This is a genomic window from Archangium sp. Cb G35 (assembly GCF_001896145.1).
GTDB classification, from domain to species: Bacteria; Myxococcota; Myxococcia; order Myxococcales; family Myxococcaceae; genus Archangium; species Archangium violaceum.
In genome coordinates this window covers 540,787-562,281 of sequence record NZ_MPOI01000010.1, presented here as the reverse complement: position 1 = coordinate 562,281, position 21,495 = coordinate 540,787, and the positions used below count along the sequence as shown (strand labels likewise).

Annotated in this window: 21 protein-coding genes; 7 read left to right on the top strand and 14 right to left on the bottom strand. The window is 68.0% G+C overall.

Annotated elements, in window-relative coordinates; translation table 11 throughout:
• From BO221_RS30680 to BO221_RS30660, 5 genes are all read right to left on the bottom strand, one after another.
• Nucleotides 1-355: helix-turn-helix domain-containing protein (locus BO221_RS30680; RefSeq protein WP_073564364.1), on the bottom strand; the 355-nt coding region annotated here is incomplete at its 3' end.
• Nucleotides 356-404: 49 nt separating this feature from the next.
• Nucleotides 405-815, bottom strand: coding sequence for a helix-turn-helix domain-containing protein (locus BO221_RS30675; protein WP_083681591.1), 411 nt, complete (start codon nucleotides 813-815; stop codon nucleotides 405-407).
• Nucleotides 784-1,206, bottom strand: a complete 423-nt coding sequence (locus BO221_RS30670; RefSeq protein ID WP_073564362.1) for a helix-turn-helix domain-containing protein — start codon at nucleotides 1,204-1,206, stop codon at nucleotides 784-786. Before BO221_RS30670 ends, BO221_RS30675 begins: the two co-directional genes overlap by 32 nt.
• Nucleotides 1,207-1,214: 8 nt before the next feature.
• The gene (locus tag BO221_RS30665; protein ID WP_073564361.1) at nucleotides 1,215-2,387 is read right to left on the bottom strand and encodes a protein kinase; all 1,173 of its coding nucleotides are present in this window, start codon (nucleotides 2,385-2,387) and stop codon (nucleotides 1,215-1,217) included.
• A gap of 795 nt (nucleotides 2,388-3,182) precedes the next feature.
• Nucleotides 3,183-3,842, bottom strand: a complete 660-nt coding sequence (locus BO221_RS30660) for a DUF4142 domain-containing protein (protein ID WP_073564360.1) — start codon at nucleotides 3,840-3,842, stop codon at nucleotides 3,183-3,185.
• A gap of 223 nt (nucleotides 3,843-4,065) precedes the next feature.
• On the opposite strand from BO221_RS30660, the gene BO221_RS30655 reads away from it, so the two are divergent.
• Nucleotides 4,066-4,920, top strand: coding sequence for a lysophospholipid acyltransferase family protein (locus tag BO221_RS30655; protein WP_073564359.1), 855 nt, complete (start codon nucleotides 4,066-4,068; stop codon nucleotides 4,918-4,920).
• A gap of 19 nt (nucleotides 4,921-4,939) precedes the next feature.
• Nucleotides 4,940-5,884: an SDR family oxidoreductase gene (locus BO221_RS30650; RefSeq protein ID WP_073564358.1), complete on the top strand. Its 945-nt coding sequence runs from the start codon at nucleotides 4,940-4,942 to the stop codon at nucleotides 5,882-5,884.
• A 320-nt stretch (nucleotides 5,885-6,204) separates the two neighbouring features.
• On the opposite strand, the gene BO221_RS30645 is transcribed toward BO221_RS30650, so the two are convergent.
• On the bottom strand, nucleotides 6,205-6,624 hold the full coding sequence (locus BO221_RS30645) for a hypothetical protein (RefSeq protein WP_073564357.1): 420 nt from the start codon (nucleotides 6,622-6,624) through the stop codon (nucleotides 6,205-6,207).
• A 71-nt stretch (nucleotides 6,625-6,695) separates the two neighbouring features.
• Between BO221_RS30645 and BO221_RS30640 the strand changes: the two genes are divergently transcribed.
• Nucleotides 6,696-10,112: a tetratricopeptide repeat protein gene (locus tag BO221_RS30640; RefSeq protein WP_073564414.1), complete on the top strand. Its 3,417-nt coding sequence runs from the start codon at nucleotides 6,696-6,698 to the stop codon at nucleotides 10,110-10,112.
• Between the two features lie 52 nt (nucleotides 10,113-10,164).
• Nucleotides 10,165-10,485: a hypothetical protein gene (locus BO221_RS30635; protein WP_073564413.1), complete on the top strand. Its 321-nt coding sequence runs from the start codon at nucleotides 10,165-10,167 to the stop codon at nucleotides 10,483-10,485.
• Nucleotides 10,486-10,503: 18 nt separating this feature from the next.
• Here BO221_RS30635 and BO221_RS30630 read toward each other — a convergent pair whose 3' ends face one another.
• Both BO221_RS30630 and BO221_RS30625 read right to left on the bottom strand, forming a co-directional pair.
• Nucleotides 10,504-11,472: a HEAT repeat domain-containing protein gene (locus tag BO221_RS30630; RefSeq protein ID WP_073564356.1), complete on the bottom strand. Its 969-nt coding sequence runs from the start codon at nucleotides 11,470-11,472 to the stop codon at nucleotides 10,504-10,506.
• Between the two features lie 14 nt (nucleotides 11,473-11,486).
• Nucleotides 11,487-12,965 carry a hypothetical protein gene (locus BO221_RS30625; RefSeq protein WP_143195777.1) on the bottom strand — a complete coding sequence of 493 codons (1,479 nt, stop codon included), beginning with the start codon at nucleotides 12,963-12,965 and terminating at the stop codon, nucleotides 11,487-11,489.
• Nucleotides 12,966-13,240: 275 nt separating this feature from the next.
• Between BO221_RS30625 and BO221_RS57675 the strand changes: the two genes are divergently transcribed.
• On the top strand, nucleotides 13,241-13,669 hold the full coding sequence (locus BO221_RS57675; protein ID WP_073564353.1) for a tellurite resistance TerB family protein: 429 nt from the start codon (nucleotides 13,241-13,243) through the stop codon (nucleotides 13,667-13,669).
• A gap of 13 nt (nucleotides 13,670-13,682) precedes the next feature.
• Here the strand turns inward: BO221_RS57675 and BO221_RS30610 are convergent, their stop codons facing one another.
• Nucleotides 13,683-15,401 carry a radical SAM protein gene (locus BO221_RS30610; RefSeq protein WP_073564352.1) on the bottom strand — a complete coding sequence of 573 codons (1,719 nt, stop codon included), beginning with the start codon at nucleotides 15,399-15,401 and terminating at the stop codon, nucleotides 13,683-13,685.
• An 83-nt stretch (nucleotides 15,402-15,484) separates the two neighbouring features.
• The gene (locus BO221_RS30605; protein WP_073564351.1) at nucleotides 15,485-16,570 is read right to left on the bottom strand and encodes an aldo/keto reductase; all 1,086 of its coding nucleotides are present in this window, start codon (nucleotides 16,568-16,570) and stop codon (nucleotides 15,485-15,487) included.
• A gap of 91 nt (nucleotides 16,571-16,661) precedes the next feature.
• Between BO221_RS30605 and BO221_RS30600 the strand changes: the two genes are divergently transcribed.
• On the top strand, nucleotides 16,662-17,069 hold the full coding sequence (locus BO221_RS30600) for a MarR family winged helix-turn-helix transcriptional regulator (RefSeq protein ID WP_073564350.1): 408 nt from the start codon (nucleotides 16,662-16,664) through the stop codon (nucleotides 17,067-17,069).
• Here BO221_RS30600 and BO221_RS30595 read toward each other — a convergent pair.
• From BO221_RS30595 to BO221_RS30585, 3 genes are all read right to left on the bottom strand, one after another.
• Nucleotides 17,066-18,322: a pyridoxal phosphate-dependent aminotransferase family protein gene (locus BO221_RS30595; RefSeq protein WP_073564349.1), complete on the bottom strand. Its 1,257-nt coding sequence runs from the start codon at nucleotides 18,320-18,322 to the stop codon at nucleotides 17,066-17,068. The genes BO221_RS30600 and BO221_RS30595 overlap by 4 nt on opposite strands.
• Nucleotides 18,319-19,146: a cupin-like domain-containing protein gene (locus tag BO221_RS30590; RefSeq protein WP_073564348.1), complete on the bottom strand. Its 828-nt coding sequence runs from the start codon at nucleotides 19,144-19,146 to the stop codon at nucleotides 18,319-18,321. The genes BO221_RS30595 and BO221_RS30590 overlap by 4 nt, the downstream gene beginning before the upstream one ends.
• Nucleotides 19,147-19,214: 68 nt before the next feature.
• A complete protein-coding gene (locus BO221_RS30585) occupies nucleotides 19,215-20,123 on the bottom strand; it encodes a hypothetical protein (protein WP_073564347.1) in 909 nt (302 codons plus the stop codon).
• A gap of 68 nt (nucleotides 20,124-20,191) precedes the next feature.
• Here BO221_RS30585 and BO221_RS30580 point away from each other — a divergent pair, with 68 nt between their 5' ends.
• Nucleotides 20,192-20,413, top strand: a complete 222-nt coding sequence (locus BO221_RS30580; protein WP_073564346.1) for a DNA-binding protein — start codon at nucleotides 20,192-20,194, stop codon at nucleotides 20,411-20,413.
• A 12-nt stretch (nucleotides 20,414-20,425) separates the two neighbouring features.
• Here BO221_RS30580 and BO221_RS55015 read toward each other — a convergent pair whose 3' ends face one another.
• A complete protein-coding gene (locus tag BO221_RS55015; RefSeq protein ID WP_073564345.1) occupies nucleotides 20,426-21,367 on the bottom strand; it encodes a phosphotransferase in 942 nt (313 codons plus the stop codon).
• Nucleotides 21,368-21,495: the final 128 nt, after the last annotated feature.

The following is a 21,495-nucleotide window of genomic DNA, read 5'->3' as shown; positions in this document are numbered from 1 at the left end:
CAATGGCCCTCAGGATGCGGTTGAGCCACTTCACCCTGGCGGGGGACCAGCCGCGCAGCATGCGTACCGTCTGTCGCAGCTCCGGGGACAGGTTGTCCTCGGGAGGCGGTGCCTCCAGCGAGGGGGCCACGTCCGCGCGGCCCAGGGCCAGCAGCACGTCAGCGGACAGGCCGAGCACCAAGGCCAGCCTGCGCAGCGTGGGGACGGCGGGCATCATGTGGCCCCGCTCGATGCGGCCATACACATTGGGAGCGATTCCCAGCTGCCGCGCGACCTGGGCCTGGGTGAGTCCCAGCCGCTCTCGGGCAGCCCGGGCCACCTCTCCCAGGGATTTGGTGAGCTGTCCGGTTTCCATTCGTTGCGTCTTCCTGACTCGTGTGTGCCGGGCGGCACGGTGGGGCCGCTCAGCGGTGCAACTCCAGGTCCGCCAGTTCCACCAGCTTGCGGAGCAGCACCAGACGCTCACGGGACCAGCCGCGCAGCAGGCGGACGATGCGGCTCACCTCGGGCGGCTCGTCCGGAGCGGGCCGGGTGGGCACCGGGGGGACCTGTTCCTCCGCGAGCCCGTGGGACAGCAACACGTCCGGAGAGGTCTCCAGCGCCTCGCAAAGGCGCAGCAGGTTGGGCACGCTGGGCATCATGTCCCCCCGCTCGATGCGGCCATAGACACCCGAAGTCGTCCCCGCGCGCCTGGCGACCTGAGCCTGGGTGAGCCCCAGGCGGAGGCGCACGGCCCGGGCCGCCTTCCCGAAGGAGCGCCGCAACGCCACGCCCGGCGAGCCCTCAGCCCGTGGTTGAGCTGGAGTCGCGTCCATCCCCTGCCTCCTCAGTGGGCCGCATGGCGTTGGCCACGGTGCTCAGCGCGTGGAGTTGCCTCGGTCGCAGTTGCCGCGCCGTGCGTACCAGACGCCGGAGCGCGGGCCGCTCGTTGTCCATGGCCATGGGCCGCTCCAGCCAGGCGGGGGCCTGCTTGGAGGAAAATCCCAGCAACGCGTTGGCATCCACCTTGAGCGCACCGCAGAGCCGCAGCAGCGTCGGCAGGCTCGGAAGCAGCAGGCCCCGCTCCATGCGGCCGTATACCTCCGTCGCAATCCCCATGCGCTCGGCGGCCTCCCACTGTGTCAGCCCCGCCTTGTCGCGTGCCTCCCGCACCCGCTTCGCGAAGTCGCGGGAGAGTGCATCCCGTGTCTTGTGTCGAACCCTCATGGCGGGTCTCAATCCTCATCCTCGAGGTTCATGTCCGGAGGCACGGGCAGGACGCCCATCTCGACGATGGAATAGGCCGGAAGCTCGGCGGGAGCCGAGGCCAGAGCGAAGAGCCGCTTCACTTCCGCCTTCGCCTGCTTCGCACCGTAGGGGGGTTGTCCGGTTGCCTGGAGGAAGTCGCGCAGCTCGTCGCGCATCTGGCCCGCCGTTGCATAGCGCTCGGCGGGCTCGGGACGCAGGGCCCTGGTGACGATGCGCCGCAGCGGTTCCGGCAGTTCCCGGGTCGCGTGTTGCACCTCCTCTGGACCGAAGTGCAGGAGCCGGTTGGCCAATGTCTCCAGGGGGAGGAGGGAGGAAGGCCGCTCACCGCGCACCTCGGGTGGGAAGCGCAGCTCGATGTCGAGCCACAGGGTGTCGGGCGGGTCGAGCGGGTAGCGGGCCAGCAGCATCTCCAACAGCACCAGGCCCAGGGAGAAGATGTCGGCCCGTCCGTCCAGGGCCAGGGGGGTGAGCGGGTCGCGCTGTCCCGCCTCGGGTTTTTCGAAACCCCGCAGGATTTCCGGAGCGGTATAGGCCGGGTCACCCCGGAGCATCTGGGGCGGTGTGCGGATGCGGCCCATCAACTCCGACCAGGCCGCGCCGAGGTTGGTGAGCTGGACCCGCCCGTTGTGGCCCAGGCGGATGCTCATGGGTCCCACGGCGCGGTGGACGAGGTGGAGCGCTCTGCCCTCGTCATCCACGGCGCGGTGGGCATGGTCGAGTGCGTCCGCCACCTCGGCGGCTACGTAGGCCGCGAAACCATGAGACAGCTTGCGCTGCACGGAAATGGCCGTGTCCATGATGGAGAGGAGGAAGCGGCCGGGGTCCATGTCCATGACGACATAGGCCATCTCGTCGTTGAACGCGGAGCCGAGCACGCTGGCGATGTTGGGGTGGCGCAGGAAACTGGAGAGGTGCACCTCCTCCACGGCCCGGGTGCGCAACTCATGCCCATGCCCCAGCAGAATGGGCTTGAGGATGACCCGCTTGAGATCGCCTCCCTCGGTGGACTGGCGAGAGGCGATCAGCAGGGTGTCGTAATCCGGGTGGGAGACCAGGGGGCGTTGAATGGAGTAGCGATACTTGTCTGCTTCGAAGTCGAGTGGGGAGAAGGGCCTGTCGGAATCCGTCGGCTCGGACATTCATGACTCCAGGGAGGAGAGCACGGGAGTGCTGGGCGCGGTGGGACCCCACACGCCGGAGATGTCAGCGGGCAAGAGGAGTCCTCTTCCGAAGCGAATGGGCTTCGCTCGGCATGACGGCACCTCCGGTTACTCTTTGGGTTTCCCGCAGGGAAAGGCCAAACGGGTAGCACGGCACACAATCCATGGCAAGCCCTGTCCAACCGCGCAGGTCATGATGACAAAGCGACCTGTGAGAATGGGAAACGCGTGAAAGAGGTCAGACCCGGCGAAATGTGGACGGATAAGTCAGTCCCCCCCACCTCACTTGAAGGGTCGGTTCGAGCAACGTCACCAAATGGACCCCATGCTGATGAGCAGAGCGATGGGTTGGCCAGGGAGCCGCCACGCCCTTGTCGCCATGCATTCGAGAACGCGGGCCCTTTCCCGGGTCAGGTGTAGATATCTACACTTGGTGTGGGTTTTTGTCCCACATTTTCAAGTGTAGATATCTACACTTGAAGTCGGCCGGGTGTGTTTGAGCGTCTGAACTGGAGTTGCCCGGTCTTTGTCGCGGGGCCCGTTTCCCTCCCAGCGCGGGGGCTGAGGCGGGAAGGGTGCCCACGTCCGCGACCTCGCCCATACCGCTCAGGCCAGGCCATCTGGGCGCCGCGTAGCGGCCGGCCAGCGTCTGTCCTCGTGCCGTGGAGACGGGTGCCAGAGCCTGCCTTCATCCGTGGCTCCTCCTCGCTTCCCCAGTGGACCCGGGGAAGGGGAGTATCGGGGGTGGAGCCTCGGGCTTGGGGCCGGGGCCGCTCAGTCCTTGAGGTAGCCCTTCAGCAGCTCGGCCCGCTGCAGGTGGCCGCTGAGGACGGGGGCGGTCCTCCCGAGGAACACGGCCAGGGTCGTGTCGTCGCGGTACTCGTCCAGGCCCTCCTCGACGAGCTCCTTGCCGCGATCCTGGCCGTCCGTCACTTCCTTCAGGAAGGCCTTGTCGAAGTCGCGGCCGCTCAGGCCCGCCAGCTCGTCGCGCTTCTCGTAGAACTTCTCCACCTGCTTGTCGTACTTCTTGTCGTACTTCTCCTGGCCCTTCTCCAGGCCTCGGGAAGCGCCCTCGGCGCCCGCGCCGCCGATGGCCAGGTCGTCCGTGGCCAGCTCCACGGTGGACAGCGACAAGGCCTTGGACTCCGCCAGCGTTTCCAGATCCTCCTGGTTGCGCTGGTGGTCGCGGATCAGCTCCTGGGCGAAGCGCCGCACCTCGGGGTTCTCGGAGCGCTCGAGGGCCAGGTAGCCCAGGACGATCTGCTCCTGGTTGAGCAGGGAGAGCTGATCCGCGAAGCGGACCTTCTGGGCGAAGGCCTCGCCCACCTGCTCGCCCCGGTTGCGCGCCTGTTTCGCCTCGTCATGGGCACAGCCCGCGCCCAGGCCCACCACGGCCAGCAGTCCCGCGCTCCACAGCCATCGCCTCGTCCGCATGTCCGTCCTCCTTGACGTGTGCTCGACGTGTTGAATGCCGAAAAGCTGGGGAGGGGAGGAGGGGCCCACAAGCCCGGGGGCAGGCAGCGTGGCGAGTGCCCGGCGGGGGCGTCCCCGGAATGGGCGCCGGGACTTGCACGGACGTGCACGGATGGACGTCCCCGTCAGGCACCCGGCCCCGATTCCCTCCCAGCCCGGGGGACGATGGTGTAGACACGCCCCCATGCTCGAGCAGCTCTCCGACAAGGTGAAGCAGGAGCTCCGGGAGTGGACGGAGCGCATGGTGGGGCCAGAGCGCAAGGAGCGCCTCCAGGCGCTCGCCCGCACCGGTAACGAGTACGGGGTGGATCCCTTCGGCTTCAACCTCGACTACAGCCTGTCGGCGCTCGCCCCCTTCTTCTGGCTCTACCGCAACTACCACCGGGTGGAGACCTTCGGCGTCGAGAAGGTGCCCAAGGGGCGCGTCCTCCTCATCTCCAACCACTCCGGCCAGCTGCCCATGGACGGGGCGATGATCGGCGTGGCCCTGCTGCTGGAGGCGGACCCGCCGCGCGCCATCCGCAGCATGGTGGAGAAGTGGGTGCCCTCGCTGCCCTACGTCTCCACCTTCATGGCCCGGGTGGGGCAGATCGTCGGCACCCCGGAGAACTGCCGCCGCCTGCTGGAGGCCGACGAGGCCATCCTCGTCTTCCCCGAGGGCGTGCGCGGCCTGGGCAAGCTGTGGCCCCAGCGCTACCAGCTGCAGGACTTCGGCCTGGGCTTCATGCGCCTGGCCCTGGAGACGGACACCCCCATCGTCCCCATCGCCGTGGTGGGCGCCGAGGAGCAGTCCCCCGCGCTGGTGGACGTGAAGCCCCTGGCGAAGCTGCTCGGCTTCCCCTCCTTCCCCCTCACCGTCACCGGGATGCCCCTGCCCCTGCCCACCAAGTACCGCATCTACTTCGGAGATCCGCTGCGCTTCACCGGCCGCGCCGATGACGAGGACAGCGAGCTGGACAAGAAGGTCCGCACCGTGAAGACCGCCATCCAGGGCATGCTCAACCAGGGACTCAAGGAGCGTCAGGGCGTCTTCTGGTGACACGCCCGGCACCCGCGCCATGAATCAGGATCCTTCCAAGAGACCGGCCGTCGTCATCACCGGCATCAGTGGCAACCTGGGCCGGGCCCTGGCCAAGGTGCTGCACAAGCACGAGCGCATCATCGGTATCGATCGGCGTCCCTTCGTGGGCCGGCCGAAGGACATCGAGATGCACCAGTTGGATCTGCGCAAGAAGAAGGCCGAGGACGTCTTCCGCAAGAACGACATCCGCGCCGTCATCCACATGGGCATCATGCACGACCCGCGCATGAGCGAGGAGGAGCACCACTCCTTCAATGTGGTGGGCACCACGCGCCTGCTCGAGTACTGCGCCCGCTACAAGGTGCCCAAGGTGGTGGTCCTCTCCTCCGCCAACGTCTACGGCCCCAGCCCGGACAACTCCAACTTCCTCACCGAGGACGCGCCGCTCATGGCGGCCAGCCGCTTCTCGGGCGTGCGCGATCTCATCGAAGTGGACATGCTCGCGCACGGCTTCTTCTGGAAGCACCCTGACGTCCAGACGGTCATCCTCCGGCCCGTCCACATCGTGGGGCCCACCATCAAGAACGCCCCCAGCAACTACCTGCGCCTGAACCGCCCGTGGGTGCTGGCGGGGTTCGATCCGATGGTGCAGCTCATCCACGTGGACGACGTGGCGCGCGCCATGGTGGAGGCCGCCCTGCGCCCCGAGCCCAAGGGCGTCTACAACGTGGTGGGCCCCGGCGAGGTGCCCCTGTCCTCCATCCACCGCGAGCTGGGCCACAGCGCCGTCCCCGTGCCACACCCCGTGGCCCGGCCCCTGCTCGGCCTCCTCTTCAAGTACCGGCTCGCCAACTTCCCCCCGCCCGAGCTCGACCACATCCAGTTCCTCTGCAACGTGGACGGCTCGCGCTGGCAGAAGGACGTGGACTGGAAGCCGCGCTTCTCCATGCGCGACACCATCCGCTCCGTCATCGGCGAGTAGGCGGCGGATAAGGGGTTCCCCTGTCCGTGCTGTCAGGGTCCCCACTCGTGGGGCTCCGAGGGGAGTCTGACATTCGTGTCAGGCCCCCTGGCTTTTCCGGCACGGGTTTTTCCCCGGTGCGGGCGCGCAACCCCTTGATTTCAGGTGGGTTGCGCGCCGCCGGGGGCGTGGCACCCGCATTGCTCTAGAGACAGGGCATGAAACGCGGTGGGGGCGGGCCCTCGATGCCTCCCACCCCGTGACCTGTCTAGGGCGGTTCCATGGGGGAACCTCCGACGCCCACCATCTCGGCCGGCCCCGGGATGGTGGGCGGTTTTTTTTCAGGGGATTTCTCCGTCGAAGGGTCCCCCGGACTGCTTCTCCAGCATCCACTTGCCGTCGCGGAAGATGAACTCGGAGGTGACGGTCTCGCTCTGCTCGGAGATGGAGGGCAGGCGCATCCACTTGATGCGGCTGGTGATGATGGCCCGCTGGCCCTCCTCGACCACCTCGACATCCTCTATCTCGTAGTCGGTGATGGACAGGTCCCGCTCGTCCTGCTTCTCCCGGCGGGCCCTCTCGAAATCCTGACGGCGCTCGGGGACGATGAGGCGGGCGGCGATGCGGTAGTCCTTCCAGCGCACGCGCTGGTGGAAACTTTCCACCACGGGGCGAAGAGTCTCCAGGTCGGACTTCTTCTTCGTGTGGGCACAGCCCGCACCGAGGGCGAAAACGAGCAGGACAGCAAGCAGGCGAATCACCCGGAGGACGCTAGCACCCATTCCAGAGGGGGCGAAACGGGAGAGGCGCCGGTGCTATGGTCCCGGGCCGCATGGCCAAATCGTTGGTGGAGCGCTACGAGCAGCTCCTCGCCCAGGATCCTGCATCATCGGTGTTCGTCGAGCTGGCCAAGGCGCTGGTCGCCAAGGGCGAGCACGCCCGTGCCATCGCCGTGTGCGAGCAAGGCATCTCCCACCATCCCAACTCGGTCACGGGGCGGGTGCTGTGGGGCAAGGCCCTCATCTTGATGGGGCGCCCCGCCGAGGCGATGGCGCAGTTCGATCAAGCGGTGTCGATCGACAAGGAAAACCCGCACGCCTACAACCTCATCTCCGAGGTGCTGCTGCAGCGGGGCTTGTACCGCTCGGCACTGCCCATCCTGCGCAAGGCGCTGTCATTGCAGCCGAATGACGCCCGCGTGCGCGGATGGATGGAGCAGGCGCAGGCCGCTCTGGCCGGTGGGCCGGCACCGGCTTTCGGAGACCTGAACGCCCTGGAGCCCACGTCGGCGGAGGAGCAGCCCGCCGCGCAGGCGGATGCGTCCGGGTCCGCCGAGGCCCCCGCGGTTCCAGAGCTGGGACCCGAAGCGGCGACCGTCGAGGCGGCGGTGGCCCCGGAGCCGGTGCTGGAGGGCGTGGAGGCCGCACCGCCCGAGGCACCTGTTGTCGAGCTGTCGCTGGAGGCCAGTGACATCGACGGAGGCGCGCCGTCCGAGGCCGCGCCGTCCGAAGCCGCACCGCCCGAGGCCCTCGAGGAGGCGCTGACCGTCGACGAGGAGCCTCCGGCCGTGCCGGCGGAAGCCGCCGCGGGTGAGGAGGCGCCGGAGTCGGTTCCCGTCGAGGCCGCTCCCGAGGAAGAGGGTGGGCTGCTCGCGGATCTCCCGCCGCTGGAGTCCGAGCCCGCTTCCGCCGCTCCCGAGGAGCCCGAGGCTCCGGCCCTGCACTCCGTCCCCGACGTCTCTTCGGGTGGGACGGGCGCTCGGCGCGGGTTGCTCGCGGAGCTGCCCGAGGCGGCCGCGCCCACCCCGGTGGCCCCCGCGACCGTCGCCGCTCCGGCCAAGGCTCCCGTGCAGGACGTGGCGGCCCTCACGGCGGCCTACGAGCGCGAGCTGCGCGACAAGCTCCTTCCCAAGGACGCGGCCGCCTTCCTCCCACCCCGAGCGGTGAAGGCGGTGGTGGCGGCGGCCGTCCTGGTGCTGCTGTGCGGCCTGTTCCTCGTCGTGCGGGCGAAGCAGGGGGGCCAGGCGCTCTCCGCGGCGTTGGATCGCGTCTCCCGGCTGCTGGAGCAGGACACGGCGGCCTCCCGGCAGGAGTCGCTCGCGCTGCTCTCCCACGTGGTGCGGTTGGAGGACGAGAACACCCGGGCCTGGGCGCTCTCGGCCTATGCCCACGCCCTGCGGCACGCCGACACGGGTTCCGCCGAGGAGCGGGCCCAGGCGCTCGACGCGCTCGGACGCCCCAACGTGCGCGCGGAGCACCCCGCGAGCGCCCTGCTCGTGGACGTCCTGGTGGCCGATGCCCAGGGCCGTGACGCCGCCCGCCGCGCCTTGCTGAACGCGAAGCTGGAGGGCCCGGAGGCGCTGGGGATGGCCGGCGCCGTCCTGCTGGAGCAGGGCAATGAGAAGGAGGGCCTCGAGCGTCTCGAGCGCGCGTTGAAGCTGTCGCCGCGCAACGTGCGCGCCCTGGTGTCGCTCGGCGCCTGGTACCGGGACGCGGGCGATCCGGTGAACGCCCTGAAGATGTACACGGCCGCGGCGAAGCTGGCCCCCGAGCACCCGGTGGCGCGTCTCGGCGTCGCGGAGAGCCGGTTGGAGCTCGGCCAGGATCTGCCGCAGGCCCTCTCGGAAGTGCAGGGGCTGACGGGCGATGCACTGCCCGCCTCCCTGCGCGAGCGCCAGCGGTTGGTGCAGGGCCGGCTGATGACTGCCCTGGGCAAGGCGAGCGAGGCGCGGACCCTGCTGTCCGAGGGGACGAAGGGCCCGCTGGCCTACGACACCTTCCTGGCGCTCGGCGAGGCGAACCGCGTGGCGGGAGACATGGCCGGAGCGCAGAGGGCCTTCGAGCAGGCCCTGACGTTGAAGCCCAGCGGCGAGGAGGCCGCGGCGGGCCTGGGCCGGGCGCTGCTGGACCGCGATCGTGCGTCGGAGGTGCTCTCCCGGGTGGAAGGGGAGGGCCGCGAGGTGGCGCTGGTGCGGGCCGCGGCGTACACGAAGCTGGGAGACTTCAAGCGCGCCCGGGTGGAGCTGGTCCGTACGCGCGTGGAGGACCGCTACCCCGCCGAGGCCATCATCTATCTGGCGCAGGCCGACGCCGCCGATGGCGAGCGGGACCGGGCGCGGGAGGCCCTGGAGAAGACGCTCGCGGCGACGAAGACGGCCAAGGCGCAGGTGCGCACGGCGCTGGGGCTGCTGCACTGGCAGGACAAGGCGCTGGACAAGGCGGGCAGCGTGCTGGAGGCGGCGGTGGCGGAGGGCTCGCGGGACTACGAGGCCTCGTGCGCGCTGGGCCGGCTGCTCATCGCCCGGGGGCTGCCGGACCTGGCGATGAAGCCGCTGACGCAGGCGGTGGAGCGCAATGGCGCGCACGGCGAGGCGCGCGAGGCGCTCGGCCGGGCGCTGCTGGCGCTGGGCCGTATCCCCGAGGCGCTCAAGCAGTTCGAGGAGTGGCAACTGGACAACCCGGGTGCCGCGGGGGCCCACAAGGGCTTCGCGATGGCCCTCTTCCAGACGGGGAAGACGAAGGACGCGGAGGCGGCGTCCGGGCGCGCGGTGAAGCTGGTGGCGAACGATCCCGAGGCGTACCGCGTGCGCGCGGAGATCCTCTTCGCGCTGGGAGATACGAAGGGTGGCTTTGGCGCCCTGGAGAGCGCCAACAAGCTGGACAGCAAGTCGGCGGAGACGTTCTGCGGCATCGCCCGGGCGTTCCTGCGGCAGGGCCTGGAGGCCAACGCGGGCAAGGCCTACGAGGCGGCGCGGCGCGAGGGTCCGGACACGACGTGCGGCCTCGCGGGTGAGCACTGGGTGGACGACTCGGGCGGAAAGGCCGCGGCGAAGGTGCTGCAGGGGATTGCCGACAAGGCGGCCACCACGTGGGACAAGGCGTTCGCCCAGGCGGCCATGGCGCGGGTGCTGCTGGCCGCGGGCTCGCTGAAGGACGCGCGCACGGCCGCGGACGAGGCGGTGCGGCTGGAGCCCTTCTCCGGACGCAACCACCTGGTGCTGGGTCAGGTGGCGCTGAAGCAGCGCGACGAGGCCACGGCGATGAAGGCGCTCAACCGCGCGGTGGAGCTGGAGCCCGTGGACGGACTGGCGTGGCTGACTCTGGCGGACGCGCTGGTGCGCAACCCCGCGGAGACGGAGAAGGCCGTGCAGTCCTATGGGAAGTTCCTGAAGCTCGCGGGAGCGTCTCCCGAGGCGGCCCGGGTGAAGAAGTCCCTCAAGCCGCTCCAGCGCAAGTTGGGAGGCCGGTAGCGTGCACGAGTCCCAGTCTCCGCTCCCGCCCCCGCTGCCGCTGATGCGCATCATGGGAGGCAATGCCTTCCTGCTGTCCGTCCTCTATCTGCTGGTGGGGATCGGAGTGGAGGGGGCGCGGCGCCTGTGGCCGTCCATCTTCCTGCAGCGGCTCTCCCTGTCGCTCGACTCGCTGCCGGCGAAGGCGCTGGAGCTGGTGGGGTGGCTGCAGCCGCTGCGCACGGCCTACTTCGACGGCAAGATTCGCGAGTCCGTGGTGCGCCTGGTGTTCGGCGCCACCACCATCGTCATCATCTTCCTGCTCGCGGTGGTGGTGGGCGTGTTCATGGGCTCGCTGCGCAGCCTCATGCTGCGCTGGACCGCGCGCCGGTAGTCTTTGTCATCCGAGAAGTCAGGGACGTCCGCGCAGCGCCAGGGCCGCATCATCGAAGACCTTGGCCAGGCCGGGATCTGCTGGCCGGTGCGCTTCGAGGAGCGCGGCATCCTCCGGTTGGCCCAGGTGCCTGAGCAGTACAGCGGTTTGAAGGGCGCACTTGAGAGAAGAGGTCGCCGCGACCAGCTTCCGGGCCATGTCACGCAACCTGGAGCGGTCTGCTTCCGGGAGCATGGGGAGGAGACGCTCCGGGCTCAGAAGGAGCAGGGAGAACAACGCGACACAATAGCCTGATGCCGCGCCTTTGTGCTTCGCGGCCGTCTCCACCTGCGGCCATGCCGAGGAGATGAACGCGGGCAAGGTGGAGACAAGTGTCTCGGGTATCTCCTCGGTAAGTACCGTGAGCACCTCACCCTTGAGCTCGAGGGGGATGGAGTCATCGCTAGCCCATGCACGGAGCTCTTCCGGGGACGTCTCCAGCAGTACGAGCAGGCCATGCAAGACAGTGGGCGATGGACGCCCGAGTGTCTCCACCGCCTGTCGGACGATTGGAATCAGCTCCGGGTGCCGGTTGCGCCACAGTGCACAGGCCACGTCATTCAAATCCGCGGGCTCTGGTCCGCCAGTGGCGCTCAGCCGCTGCAGCCTGCGTATCAGGCTCTCTCGTGCGCTCGTCCCCTTGATGCGTCCCAGGGCTTGCGTGAGGGCTTCCACGACGGCGGCTCCATCGTGGTCCCCCCGCGCTTCCTCCAGGGCGAGCTGATGCTCGAGGCGCCTGGCGCTGGCGGCACCGCCCAGTTCGCCGAGGCCGAATGCCGCTGCCTGGCGCACGAATGCATCCGGGTCCTCCAGCATGGCCTCCAGCAGGGGCCGGGCTTTGCGCGCGCCGAGATGGGACACCAGGGCACGCGCCCGGGTCTCATCGCCCTCGTCGAATGCATCGAGGAACTCGCTTCGCCACTGCGTGACATCGTCCTTCTGCGTCATGTCTCGCCCGGTTCCTACGGAAAGCCTACGCCAGGAGGGACGTACCTTCGCACCAGCGTTCCGTCGAGCATATACAGCTCGAGAATGGCGTCCGGGTCTGCCCGCTTCATGGACTCGAAAGCTTCCAATTCGCGCTTCAGGTCCCGAGGGTTGGAGACATAGTTGGTGTTGTGCCGCACGCCATCTGGCCGCACCGAGGAGGCATCCGGTCTCCGGAAGCGAACCTCCCTCACGGGTGCTTCGTCATGAACGCGTTTACCCGCTGCGTCCCTTTGAACCCTGTCCTTCCTCAGACTCGTATGTCCGGCCGCTTCCCGGGAGGCCAGCTCCCGTTCGATGGCTTCGTTGTGCGTCGGGTTCTGCCGGGTGTGGGGGGGGCCGTAACGGGTGGAGAGCGTGGGAGTATTGCTGGAGCCACCTCCCGAGGCATTCGTCGAGCAAAGCGCCAGACTGGAGCACGTGCTGGTGCCCGCGGCCACGCCTGAGGCGATGAGGGAACCGTCCGCCACGATCTGGGCGGTGGCGGCGGATTGCTCCAGGAGGACGATTCCTTCGGGCGTTACAGCGGGCAGGAGCCGCCAGATTCCGCCCTCGGGCACCTGAGGGATGAGTCTGGCCACGCCCAGGGAGGCCACTGTCACCAGCACTCGCAGGTACGTGCCGCCCATGGACTTGCCGAAGCGTGCGGAGGCTGCTTCCAACTCCTGGGGCGTGGAAGCTGCTTCTGCCTCCTGGTACAGGCGCGAACAGGCCAGGGCTACATGGCCCAGTTCGACCAGGCCCACCGCAAGGGAGAGGCGCAGGGTGAGGGTTGCCGCGAAGGCCTTCGAGAACAGCGGCTCGGGCGCCAGCCAGGCCGCGAAGTACACCACGATGGAGAGGCAGACGCTGAGGACGAAGGCGGGCGATGTGAAGAGCGCGATGGCTGCCTCGCGGATGCCTTCGTTCATGTAGCGGGTTGAGAGTTGGAGAGCGAGGAAGAGGCGGCTGGATGCCAGGAACTCGGGGAGTGGTACCAGCGGAGGGCCGAATTGGGAGCGGAACTCCTCGCGTAGCCGTGACTCCCACGGGAAGGCCGTGCCTTTGCTGGCGTTGCTCGCTCCAGGCAATTCCATCAGATGCAGTCGAGGGCGAGGTTGAGACCCGAAGCGGGCGAAGGCGGCGAGGATGGGGCGCACCTCCTCCAGGCTCAGTCCTTCCAGGACGGGGCTGGGTGGACGGTGAGGGAAGAGGAAATGCCAGCGGGCCTCGGGGAGCTGGCGGAGGCCCACTGGCAGATGCCACGCTTGTGCGGGCCCCATGGGGTCCTGCTGTTTGGTGACGAGTTCCCGGGGTTGCTGAAACTCAATCGCGCGGGCTCCACCCTCTGAAGTGTCGGCGGTCTGCCGTGTTCCTCCTGGATCGATGAGCACCCGCGAACTGGCGCATGCGGTGGCCAGGAGCGCGACGCTCAACACCAGGGCCATGCGGAGCGTTACCTGGGTTCTGCTCATGCTTCGGAATCATGCCCCACCCAGCGCCGCGAACAGGTGCCGGAGGACTCCTGCTTGCTGTTGTATCTGCAGTCGCCGCGCAGCACTTCACCGGGCGTCGTGGTGCGTCACGTCTTCGCGCTCGTTCATCCACTTCTTTGGAGCGGCCTTGCTGGTGGCGCCGCGAAAACCGTTTCCGGTCCTCGTGGGCGCCGACTATCCTCCGGCGCCGATTTGCCCGATTCCTTCCCCATCTGCCCGCGAGCCACTGGCCAGCCGCTCGCCAAGGAGACCACATGACGCGCGAGTATCCCCAGGAACAGCTGATGGCGTTCGTTCAGGCCATGGCCAACGTGGTGGCGAGTGACGGCCGCGTCACCGAGGACGAGCGTCAGCACCTCGACAACGTGGTGGCCGGCGTCGGCCTGTCTCCCCGCGACCCGCAGGTCTCCGCGCTCATCGAGCAGGAATTCCAGAAGCCCGGCCGCCTCACCGACATCGTCAGCAAGATCCAGAACCGCGAGATGCGCGCCGCCCTCCTGCGCATGATCGTCGAGGTGTCGTGTGCCGATGGTGAGATCGCCAAGGAGGAGCGCGCGTCGGTGAAGGAGGCCGCCAGCGCCTTCGGATTCGACGCGTCCGTCGCCGATGAGCTCATCGACTGGGCGCTCGATTCGATCAAGCTCGACCAGCGCGAGCAGGAGATCATGAAGAAGCTGCTCTAGTCCGCTCGCCGCCTCACGCAGGTTGCAGGAAGCGGCCGTTCACGAGGTGCTCGATCACCTCGTGCGCCGAGTGCGGATCGAGCCTCACCTTCGCTCCCAACTGCGTCACCGCGCTGGTGACCGTCGTCGGGCGCTCGAAGGCGGCCAGGGCGGCCAGGAGGATCCGGCCGTCCTCGCCCAGATCCAGCGTCGGGTCGGAGAACTTCCGCGGGCTGACCGAAGGCGCACAGGCCAGCCTCGTTCCCTCCACCGACCGGACGACCGTCACCGGCTCCTGCGCCACCTTCGCGGGCACCTGGTGCGCTCCCAGCCATTCCCCGAGCTTGAACTGGAGCGTCGAGGGTGACGTGTTCAACAGGCGCGTGCGTCCGTTGATCGCCACCCTCCGCTTCTTCTCCTCGTGCTTCCTCGCGAGCGCATCCACGTGCTCCGACGTGCGCTGCACCGATCGCTCGAGCGCCACGTCGTTGAAGCGCAACATCGGCACCGACATGTCACCGGGCTCGCGCTGCTCGAAGTACTCGAGGAACTCCGTGAACGTCCGCGCTTCGCTCACCATGCCGAACCGCGCGGGGTGCTCGGTGGCGAGTGCTCCCGGCTGTGCTTCGAGCCGCTGATAACCCACCAGGCAGTCGAGGCCGATCATCCGCTCCACCAGGCGGACTTCCTCCTTCAGCGTGGCGGCGCTGGCGAAGGGCAGGCCCGCGATTCCGGAGACCTCGACGTCCAGGTTCTTGTGACGCCGGCAGTTGTCGATGATCTCCAGCAACTGCTGGTCCGTGGCACACGGCTTGAGCAGGCCCCGGCGCATCTGTTCCTGCCGCTGCTGTTCCGAGAAGCAGCCGATGTCGAGCACCATGTGCACGTGCTCGAAGGTTCCGGCCAGCGCGTCGATGAGCTCCATCCGCGCCACGCCCCACAGGAAATACATGCAGGAGTGGCGGGAGAGGTCGACCCCCGCCCAGGTGCCTTGCAAGAACGCCGCCGAGCTTCCCGAGAAGTCATAGCGGACCTGCCACGTCCGGGGGGCGATCTCCTGGTGGTCGCGGCGCACGCTCTCCTCGGAGCGCAGGAAGGGTTTCGCGCGTCCGAAGGCCGCCTTCTGGTTGCCGCGGGCCCCACCGCAATACAGGCAGTTCTCGCCGCACCCCTTGCCCGGCGCGACCCACCCCGAGAAGGCATGGCGATCCTGGTGGCTCAGGAAGATGTCGTTGAAGTGCGAGTAATAGACATCCTCGCTGTTCGTGGCGCCTTGCACGTACTCCAGGGGCAAGCGCCGCGGGGTGCCGTCCGGAGCCCGGGTGACACAGTTGGGCGGGGAGGGCTCGCCCTGGCAGAGCGCCAGCAGTGGCCGCTCGCCATCGCCCAGGACGATGTGATCGATGCAGTCGATCTCCTTCAGCTCCCGCCACCAGTACGAGGCCGTGTTGCCACCCACGACGATCCGGATGTCCGGGTCGATCTCACGCAGCGTCCGGGCCAGGAGCAGCGCGCGGTGGACGTGGTGGAACCACTTGAGGCTGATACCCACGAGCCGGGGACGCACACGGGCCACCAGGGCCTCGAGCGAGCGTGCTACCTCCTCCTCGGTCTGGTCCCCGTCGTAGAGCCGGACGAAGGCCTCGATCCCCGCGCGCCGCAGATAGCTCGCGAGGTAGAGGATTCCGCAGGTGGCCTCGCCGGTACCGGCACCGACGAGAAGGACGGGAGAGAGGACGCGACGGCTATTCATGACGAAACCCGATCTTCCCCCAGAATCACCTTCGAGGGGAGGGAGTACGTGCCTGACCGGGTTTCGTGAGAGCCGGGCGGCCGTCAGTAGGGCTTATCGCCCTTCACGATTCCGAAGGGGGACGCGGGCGCGTAGGTGCCGTTCACCGTCGTGCCGCCGTTGTGGATGGAGGGGAAGATCGGCTGCATGCTCTGCGGGAACCCGAGCGTGGGCTTCGTGAGCGCATCGAGGCGGCCCAGTTCCTCGGCCGTGAGCTTCACGTCCAATCCCTTCACGTTGTCCTCGAGCTGCGCGAGCCGCCGCGCGCCGATGATGGTGGACGTCACGCCCGGTTGCGCCTGCACCCACGCCAGCGCCACGCGCGCCACGGTGCTCTCGTGCGCCCGGGCGATGCTCTCCAGCGCGTCCACGACGGTGTAGGTCCGCTCGTTCAGGGCCGACTCGAGGAACACCCCCCGGTCGCCCTTCTGCTGCCCCGCGTTCGCGCGCGTGTACTTGCCGCTGAGCGCGCCGCTCTTGAGCGGCGACCAGGGCGTGATGCCCAGGCCGAACTCGCGCGCCATCGGAACGAGCTCCTGTTCCACGGTGCGCTCCAGCAGCGAGTATTCAATCTGGAGCCCGATGAACGCCGACCAGCCGCGGAAGCGCGCCAGCATGTTGGCTTCGACGATCTTCCACGCCGGCGTGTCGGAGACGCCGAGGTAGCGCACCTTGCCCGCGCGGACCAGGTCCTCGAGCGCGCCCATCGTCTCCTCGATGGGCGTGTGCACGTCCCAGTTATGCAGCCAGTACAGGTCGATGTAGTCCGTCTGCAGACGGCGCAGCGAGTTGTCGCACGCCGAGATGATGGACTTGCGGCCGGAGCCGCCGCCGTTCGGGTCCCCCGGGTAGAGGTTGCCGCTGAACTTGGTCGCGATGACCAGACGGTCCCGCCGGGCGGGGTGGCGTCCGACATGGTCTCCGATGATCTTCTCGGAGTGACTCTTCGTATAGAAGTTCGCCGTGTCGATGAAGTTGCCGCCGAGCTCGATGTACCGGTCGATGATTCGCTGGGACTCCTCGACGCTGGAGCCCCAGCCGAGGTCTTCACCGAACGTCATCGCACCGAGGCACAGCGGGCTGACGCGAAGGCCCGAGCGGCCGAGCGTCACATAATGATCGAGAGGCATGAGAGCTCCTGGGGACGTGATACCTTGGAGGGGCCGGAATGATTCAGCCTTGAACCAATTTAATTTTGAACCATTTTCCGCGCAACGGACCATGCCGAAAATCGATCCGGAGAAGATCTGGTCGCTGAGCTACCGGCTGCTGATGTCGGTGATCTCCCACGTCAGCCCGGAGGTCGCCACGCTGGGGCTGGAGACCAAGGAGTTGTTCGTGCTCGCGGCGCTGGAGGAGCACCCCTACCCGGCGGAGCTGGCGGCGACCCTGAGCATGCCCAAGCCGACGGTGACGGTGTACGTGAAGCGGCTCGAGGCGGCGGGCTTCGTGAGCCGGGAGATCGACGCCGAGGACATGCGGCGCCACCGGCTGCGGCTCACGCCCGCCGGGCGCAAGGTGATGAAACAGGGCCTGACACTGCTGACGGACGCGTTCGGCGAGCGGCTCGGCCGCCTGAGCGCCGCTCAGCAGGAGGAGTTGCGGATGCTACTGGAGAAGATGAGCTAAGCGGCTCCACGGATGCCGCCGTCCCGGTCCCGGACCCGCTTCATCGCGCGCAGGAACTGCTCGACTTCTTCCTCGGTGTTCGCGGCCGTCACCGTCGCGCGGATGATGCCCTTGTTGCGCGCGATGGCGGGGAAGAGCATCAGCGTCACGTAGATGCCTTCTTCCATCAGGATCCGCGCCACCTCCTGGGCATCCGCGTCCTTTCCAAAGGGAGTCGCGACGATGGGGAAGTAGTTGGCGCCATCCGGTGCCATGCCCAGCTCCCGCAGGCCATCCACCATCCGCTTCGTGAGGTGGAAGAGCTTCCGCCGGATCTGCTCGCCCTGTGTCCGGTTGACTTCCAGGGCCGCGAGCGTGGACGCGAAGGCCGCCGTGGGCACGGGTCCTGAATACACATACGTGTCGATGTGAAGCTTCAGGTAGTCCTTGAGCCGGGCCGGGCACGACATGAACGCGGCCATGGAGGAATAGGCCTTGGACAGCGCTCCCACGTAGATGACGTTGTCGTAGGTCTGGCCCAGGTGCTGGACGATGCCATTCCCCTTGCGTCCGTAGGGGTGCTCCGGTGACGGGTCCTCCCCGATGATGCCAAAGCCATGCGCATCGTCGATGTAGAGGATGGCGTCGTACTTCCGGGCCAGCGCCACGAGCTCCGGCACGTTCGCGAACGCGCCGTTGGGGCTGTAGACGCCGTCGACACAGATGAGACGGCTGGGCTCGTCCCCGGACTGCCGCAGGCGCGCTTCGAGATCCTCCATGTCGTTGTGCCGGAAGGTCTCGACGGTGGCCCCGCGAGCCTTGGCGATGGCGCATCCGGTCTGGACGGAGTTGTGCGCGTGACGGTCCACGAGCACCAGGCTCTCCTTCATCGTCAACGCCGGGATGAGGCCGTGGTGGATGAGCGTCGCCGTGGGGATGACGAAGACGTTCTCCACCCCGATCAACTCCGCCAGCCGGGCCTCCATCTCAAGGTACGGCTCGGGCTGCATCACCGCCTTGGACCAGCTCGGATGGACACCCCACTTGCGCAACATCTCAGGGATGGAGGCGATGACCTCCTCGTGCAGATCCAGGCCGAGGTAGTTGCACGAGGCGAAGTCGGTCACCCACTTGCCGTCCACCCGGACCTGACGGCCCTTCTGCTCGGTCGCCACCTTGTAGAGCATGGTGTCTCCGGCGGCGAGGTCGGCCAGGGCATTGTACCGCTGGAACTTGTTCTCGATGAGCTGCTGATACGGGTCCCGGCTGGTCATGCGCCCTCTTGATGTGCACTGGCTTGGATGATGGGTTGATGGCAGGCACACCAGCCCCATCGGTAGAGACGGAGGCGGTGGAGCGTATCGAGCACGAAATGCGGTGTGGCCTGGAGGACCTCGAAGGTGCTCGCGCCACCGGAGTTCACGCTGATGCTCGTGTCGAGGGCACACGTGTAGTGCCACCACTTCTTGGGGATGAACAGGACGTCGCCCGGCTCGAGGATGACCTCCGCGACGTCCGCCTCCGCGAAGCGGGGATGCCGCTCGCGGTCCCAGTTCTCCACCGCCACCTCGCTGGGGTACGTCAGGAAGTCGTACTTCCGGCTGACGTAGACACAGTCACTCTGCTCGGGCGAGACGAGCTTGAGGAGCTTGCGGCCAGACACCTGGGCGAGGACGTTGTCGAAGATGTCGTAGTGCAGCCCGGAGATGGTCCCCCTGGCGCCGATCCACGCCCGGCGGTAGTGCATCTTCCGGCCCTGGAGGAAGTTGAACGACACATCCTCCAGAAGATGCGGGAAGAGGCCGAAGGCGTCGAAGACGGCGAGGTACCACTGGCCCCGCTCCGCTTCACCCGACTGGAGCGCATCGATGTACGCGCCCAGGGTCATCCTCAAGCGGGGATTGGAGCCTTGCATGGCGTTGCCGACCTCCACCTCCACCGGCAGCTCGGCGCCCAGCGAGCGCAGGTGCTCCAGGGTCCACTGACGCAGGGCGGGCCAGTGGCTCGCTCCGCCCCGAAGAACCACGGGGCGTCCAGTCTTCACGTAGCTCCGGGTGAGCTCCGGAATGGAGAGGTCTCGGCGTTCGTCGATGCGCACGCGAGAACGCTCTCGTCTCGGATAGGGAAAGTCAATCCACGGAGGGTGGAGGGGCCGACCGGCGGGCTTCAGCGGGAAGGGGGAAAGACGATGGGCTCCAACTGGTACATCGTCGTGTACTCGTCGAGCACGAGCGGCTCCGCCCCGGATTGGACGGCGGGCAGCTCGAGGGTGTGCAGACCGGGGTTGTCCGGGTTGAACCGCACGCGCACTCCCTGGACTCCGGCGAGCGACTCGAGGCCGTGCTCCTGCCGGCGCACTCCCGCCAGGTGGGCCCGGCGCTCTGCTCGCGAGCGGCCGGGCGAATGGCTGCTCGGAGTCATCCGCGAGAACGAATGCGTGAGCTTGATCGCGAACACGAAGCGGGTCCCATCCACCTCGAAGGAATAGGAAATGTACGAAGCGTCTCCCTCTCCCACGACGTCACCGAACCGGGCGAGGGCGGTGGGCCAGTCCGAGGACTTCTGGGCGGTCTCGGCGGAGAGGTAGCGGCGGCGGCGCAGGTAGCGGAGCCGCTCATCCCAGTGGTCGATGTGGGCGAGCACTTCCTCGGCGCTCGCGGTGAGCGGTTTCGCGACGGCGGGGCGTGTGCCAATGCGATGCAACGTCCGCTTCATCATCTCGCGCAGGAGCGGATCGAGAATCTCATGCTGGTCGGGCTGCTCCACGCTGTAGCGCACCCGGAAGGGACGGGGCATCAGCAGCCCGTCGTACCACTCGGAGTGGTGGCCCTCGCCGAAGCTCCGGCCCGATTCGTCCCAGGGCGTGTCGTAGAAGAAGCAGTGCTCGCGAGCTCCCACGGTGTAGCCATAGAGGAACAGCGTCTCGTCGGCGTACTCCAACCTGCCATGGAGGAGCGCCTCGGTGTCCCGGGTGGGACCGGTGAGGGGCCTGGCGTGATGGTGGGGCAGACGGCTGTACCAGTCGTTGATGTGCGCCAGGATCGTCCGCGTATCGGGCAGGGGAGGGTAGCTCATGGGCAGGCGATGACCGGAGGGTGGGGTATTCTCAGCGCCGAGCGTACCCGGACACGTGGAGGTGATTCATGCCGAGCCGAGCGAAGGACCCCGTGGAACCCGCGCTTCCAAAAGGCATTGGCAGGCCCGCGACGAGCGCCCTCGCGGTGATTGGCGTGACCCGCCTGGAGCAGGTGGCGCGTTTCACGGAGAAGGAGCTCCTGGCGCTTCATGGCGTGGGACCCAAGGCCGTCAGGGTCCTCGAGGCCGCGCTCCTCGAGAAGGGACTCTCGCTCGCCAAGGCCAGATAGGCGGAGCAACCCTCACAGCGCGAGGCTTCCCTTGAGCAGGGCGAGCCCGAATCCCCAGTGGCCGTCCGCCGTGCCGAGCTTCAGCGCACCCGTCATCATCCGTTGATAGAACTCGCCCAGTGAGGGAGTGGAGTCGGGCGTCTCCGTGCCGGTGGCCCCCGGGTGCTTCATCTGGCGGGCGAGGTGCAGCTGGAACGCTCCAGCGAGCGCCGCCGCCAGCCGGCGGTTGTAGAGGAATCCGGGAGGGAGCCCGGCGCATGGACTGCCCTCGTAGGCCGAGAGCAGGCGCAGGCTGGTGCCTTCATCCATGCGCAGGAAGACGGAGATCACCGCGAGATCATAGAAGGCATCCATCGGTCCTGCGGTGGCCCAGTCGAGAATCAGGAGCGCCTCGCCGTCGTAGACGAGGTTGGTGGGGTTGAGGTCGTTGTGTCCAAGGACCAGGGCACGGTCGCGGGCCGGTGGTTCCTCGGCGAGCACGCGCTGGACCGCGCCGCCGGCGAAGTCCGGGAGGGTGAAACCGGCCAGGGCTCCGTTCCACACCTGGGCGAGCACCTCGCGGGGATCGCGCAGGTGCCCGTCGGAGGGGAGGGGGAGCGCGTGGATGCGGCACACGGTGCGGCCGAGCAGGGTGAGCGCGGTGTCGCGCGTGGGTGGAGCGCTCAGGATGGCCATGAACGAGCGGTCGGCGACGAAGGCGGTCAGCACCGCTCGCCGCGCCTCGTCGACATGGACGATGCGTGGCGCGAGGCCCGCGTCGGCGGCGAGCCGCTGGATGTGGAGCGCCCGATTCCAGTCGGCGTTGTTCTCGGCCTCGCCGGCCACTTTGAGCACGAACGTCTGGCCGTCGGCCTCGACGCGGTAGACGCCAGCACCCGACATCCCCGCGGCGATCCGGGTGATGGTGGTGGCGGGTTTCCTGAGGTCCGTGGGCAAGCTGTCTTCGACGCTCATGTTCGACTCCAGCACGTGGGCGGCGGTCCGCCGCGAGGCAGAATCTAAGCCAGCCGAAGGAAGACCTGTCAGGGGGAGGTTCCGGTCGCGATGGAGCGCAACTGATCCGATTGTTGGACAAGTTGGTA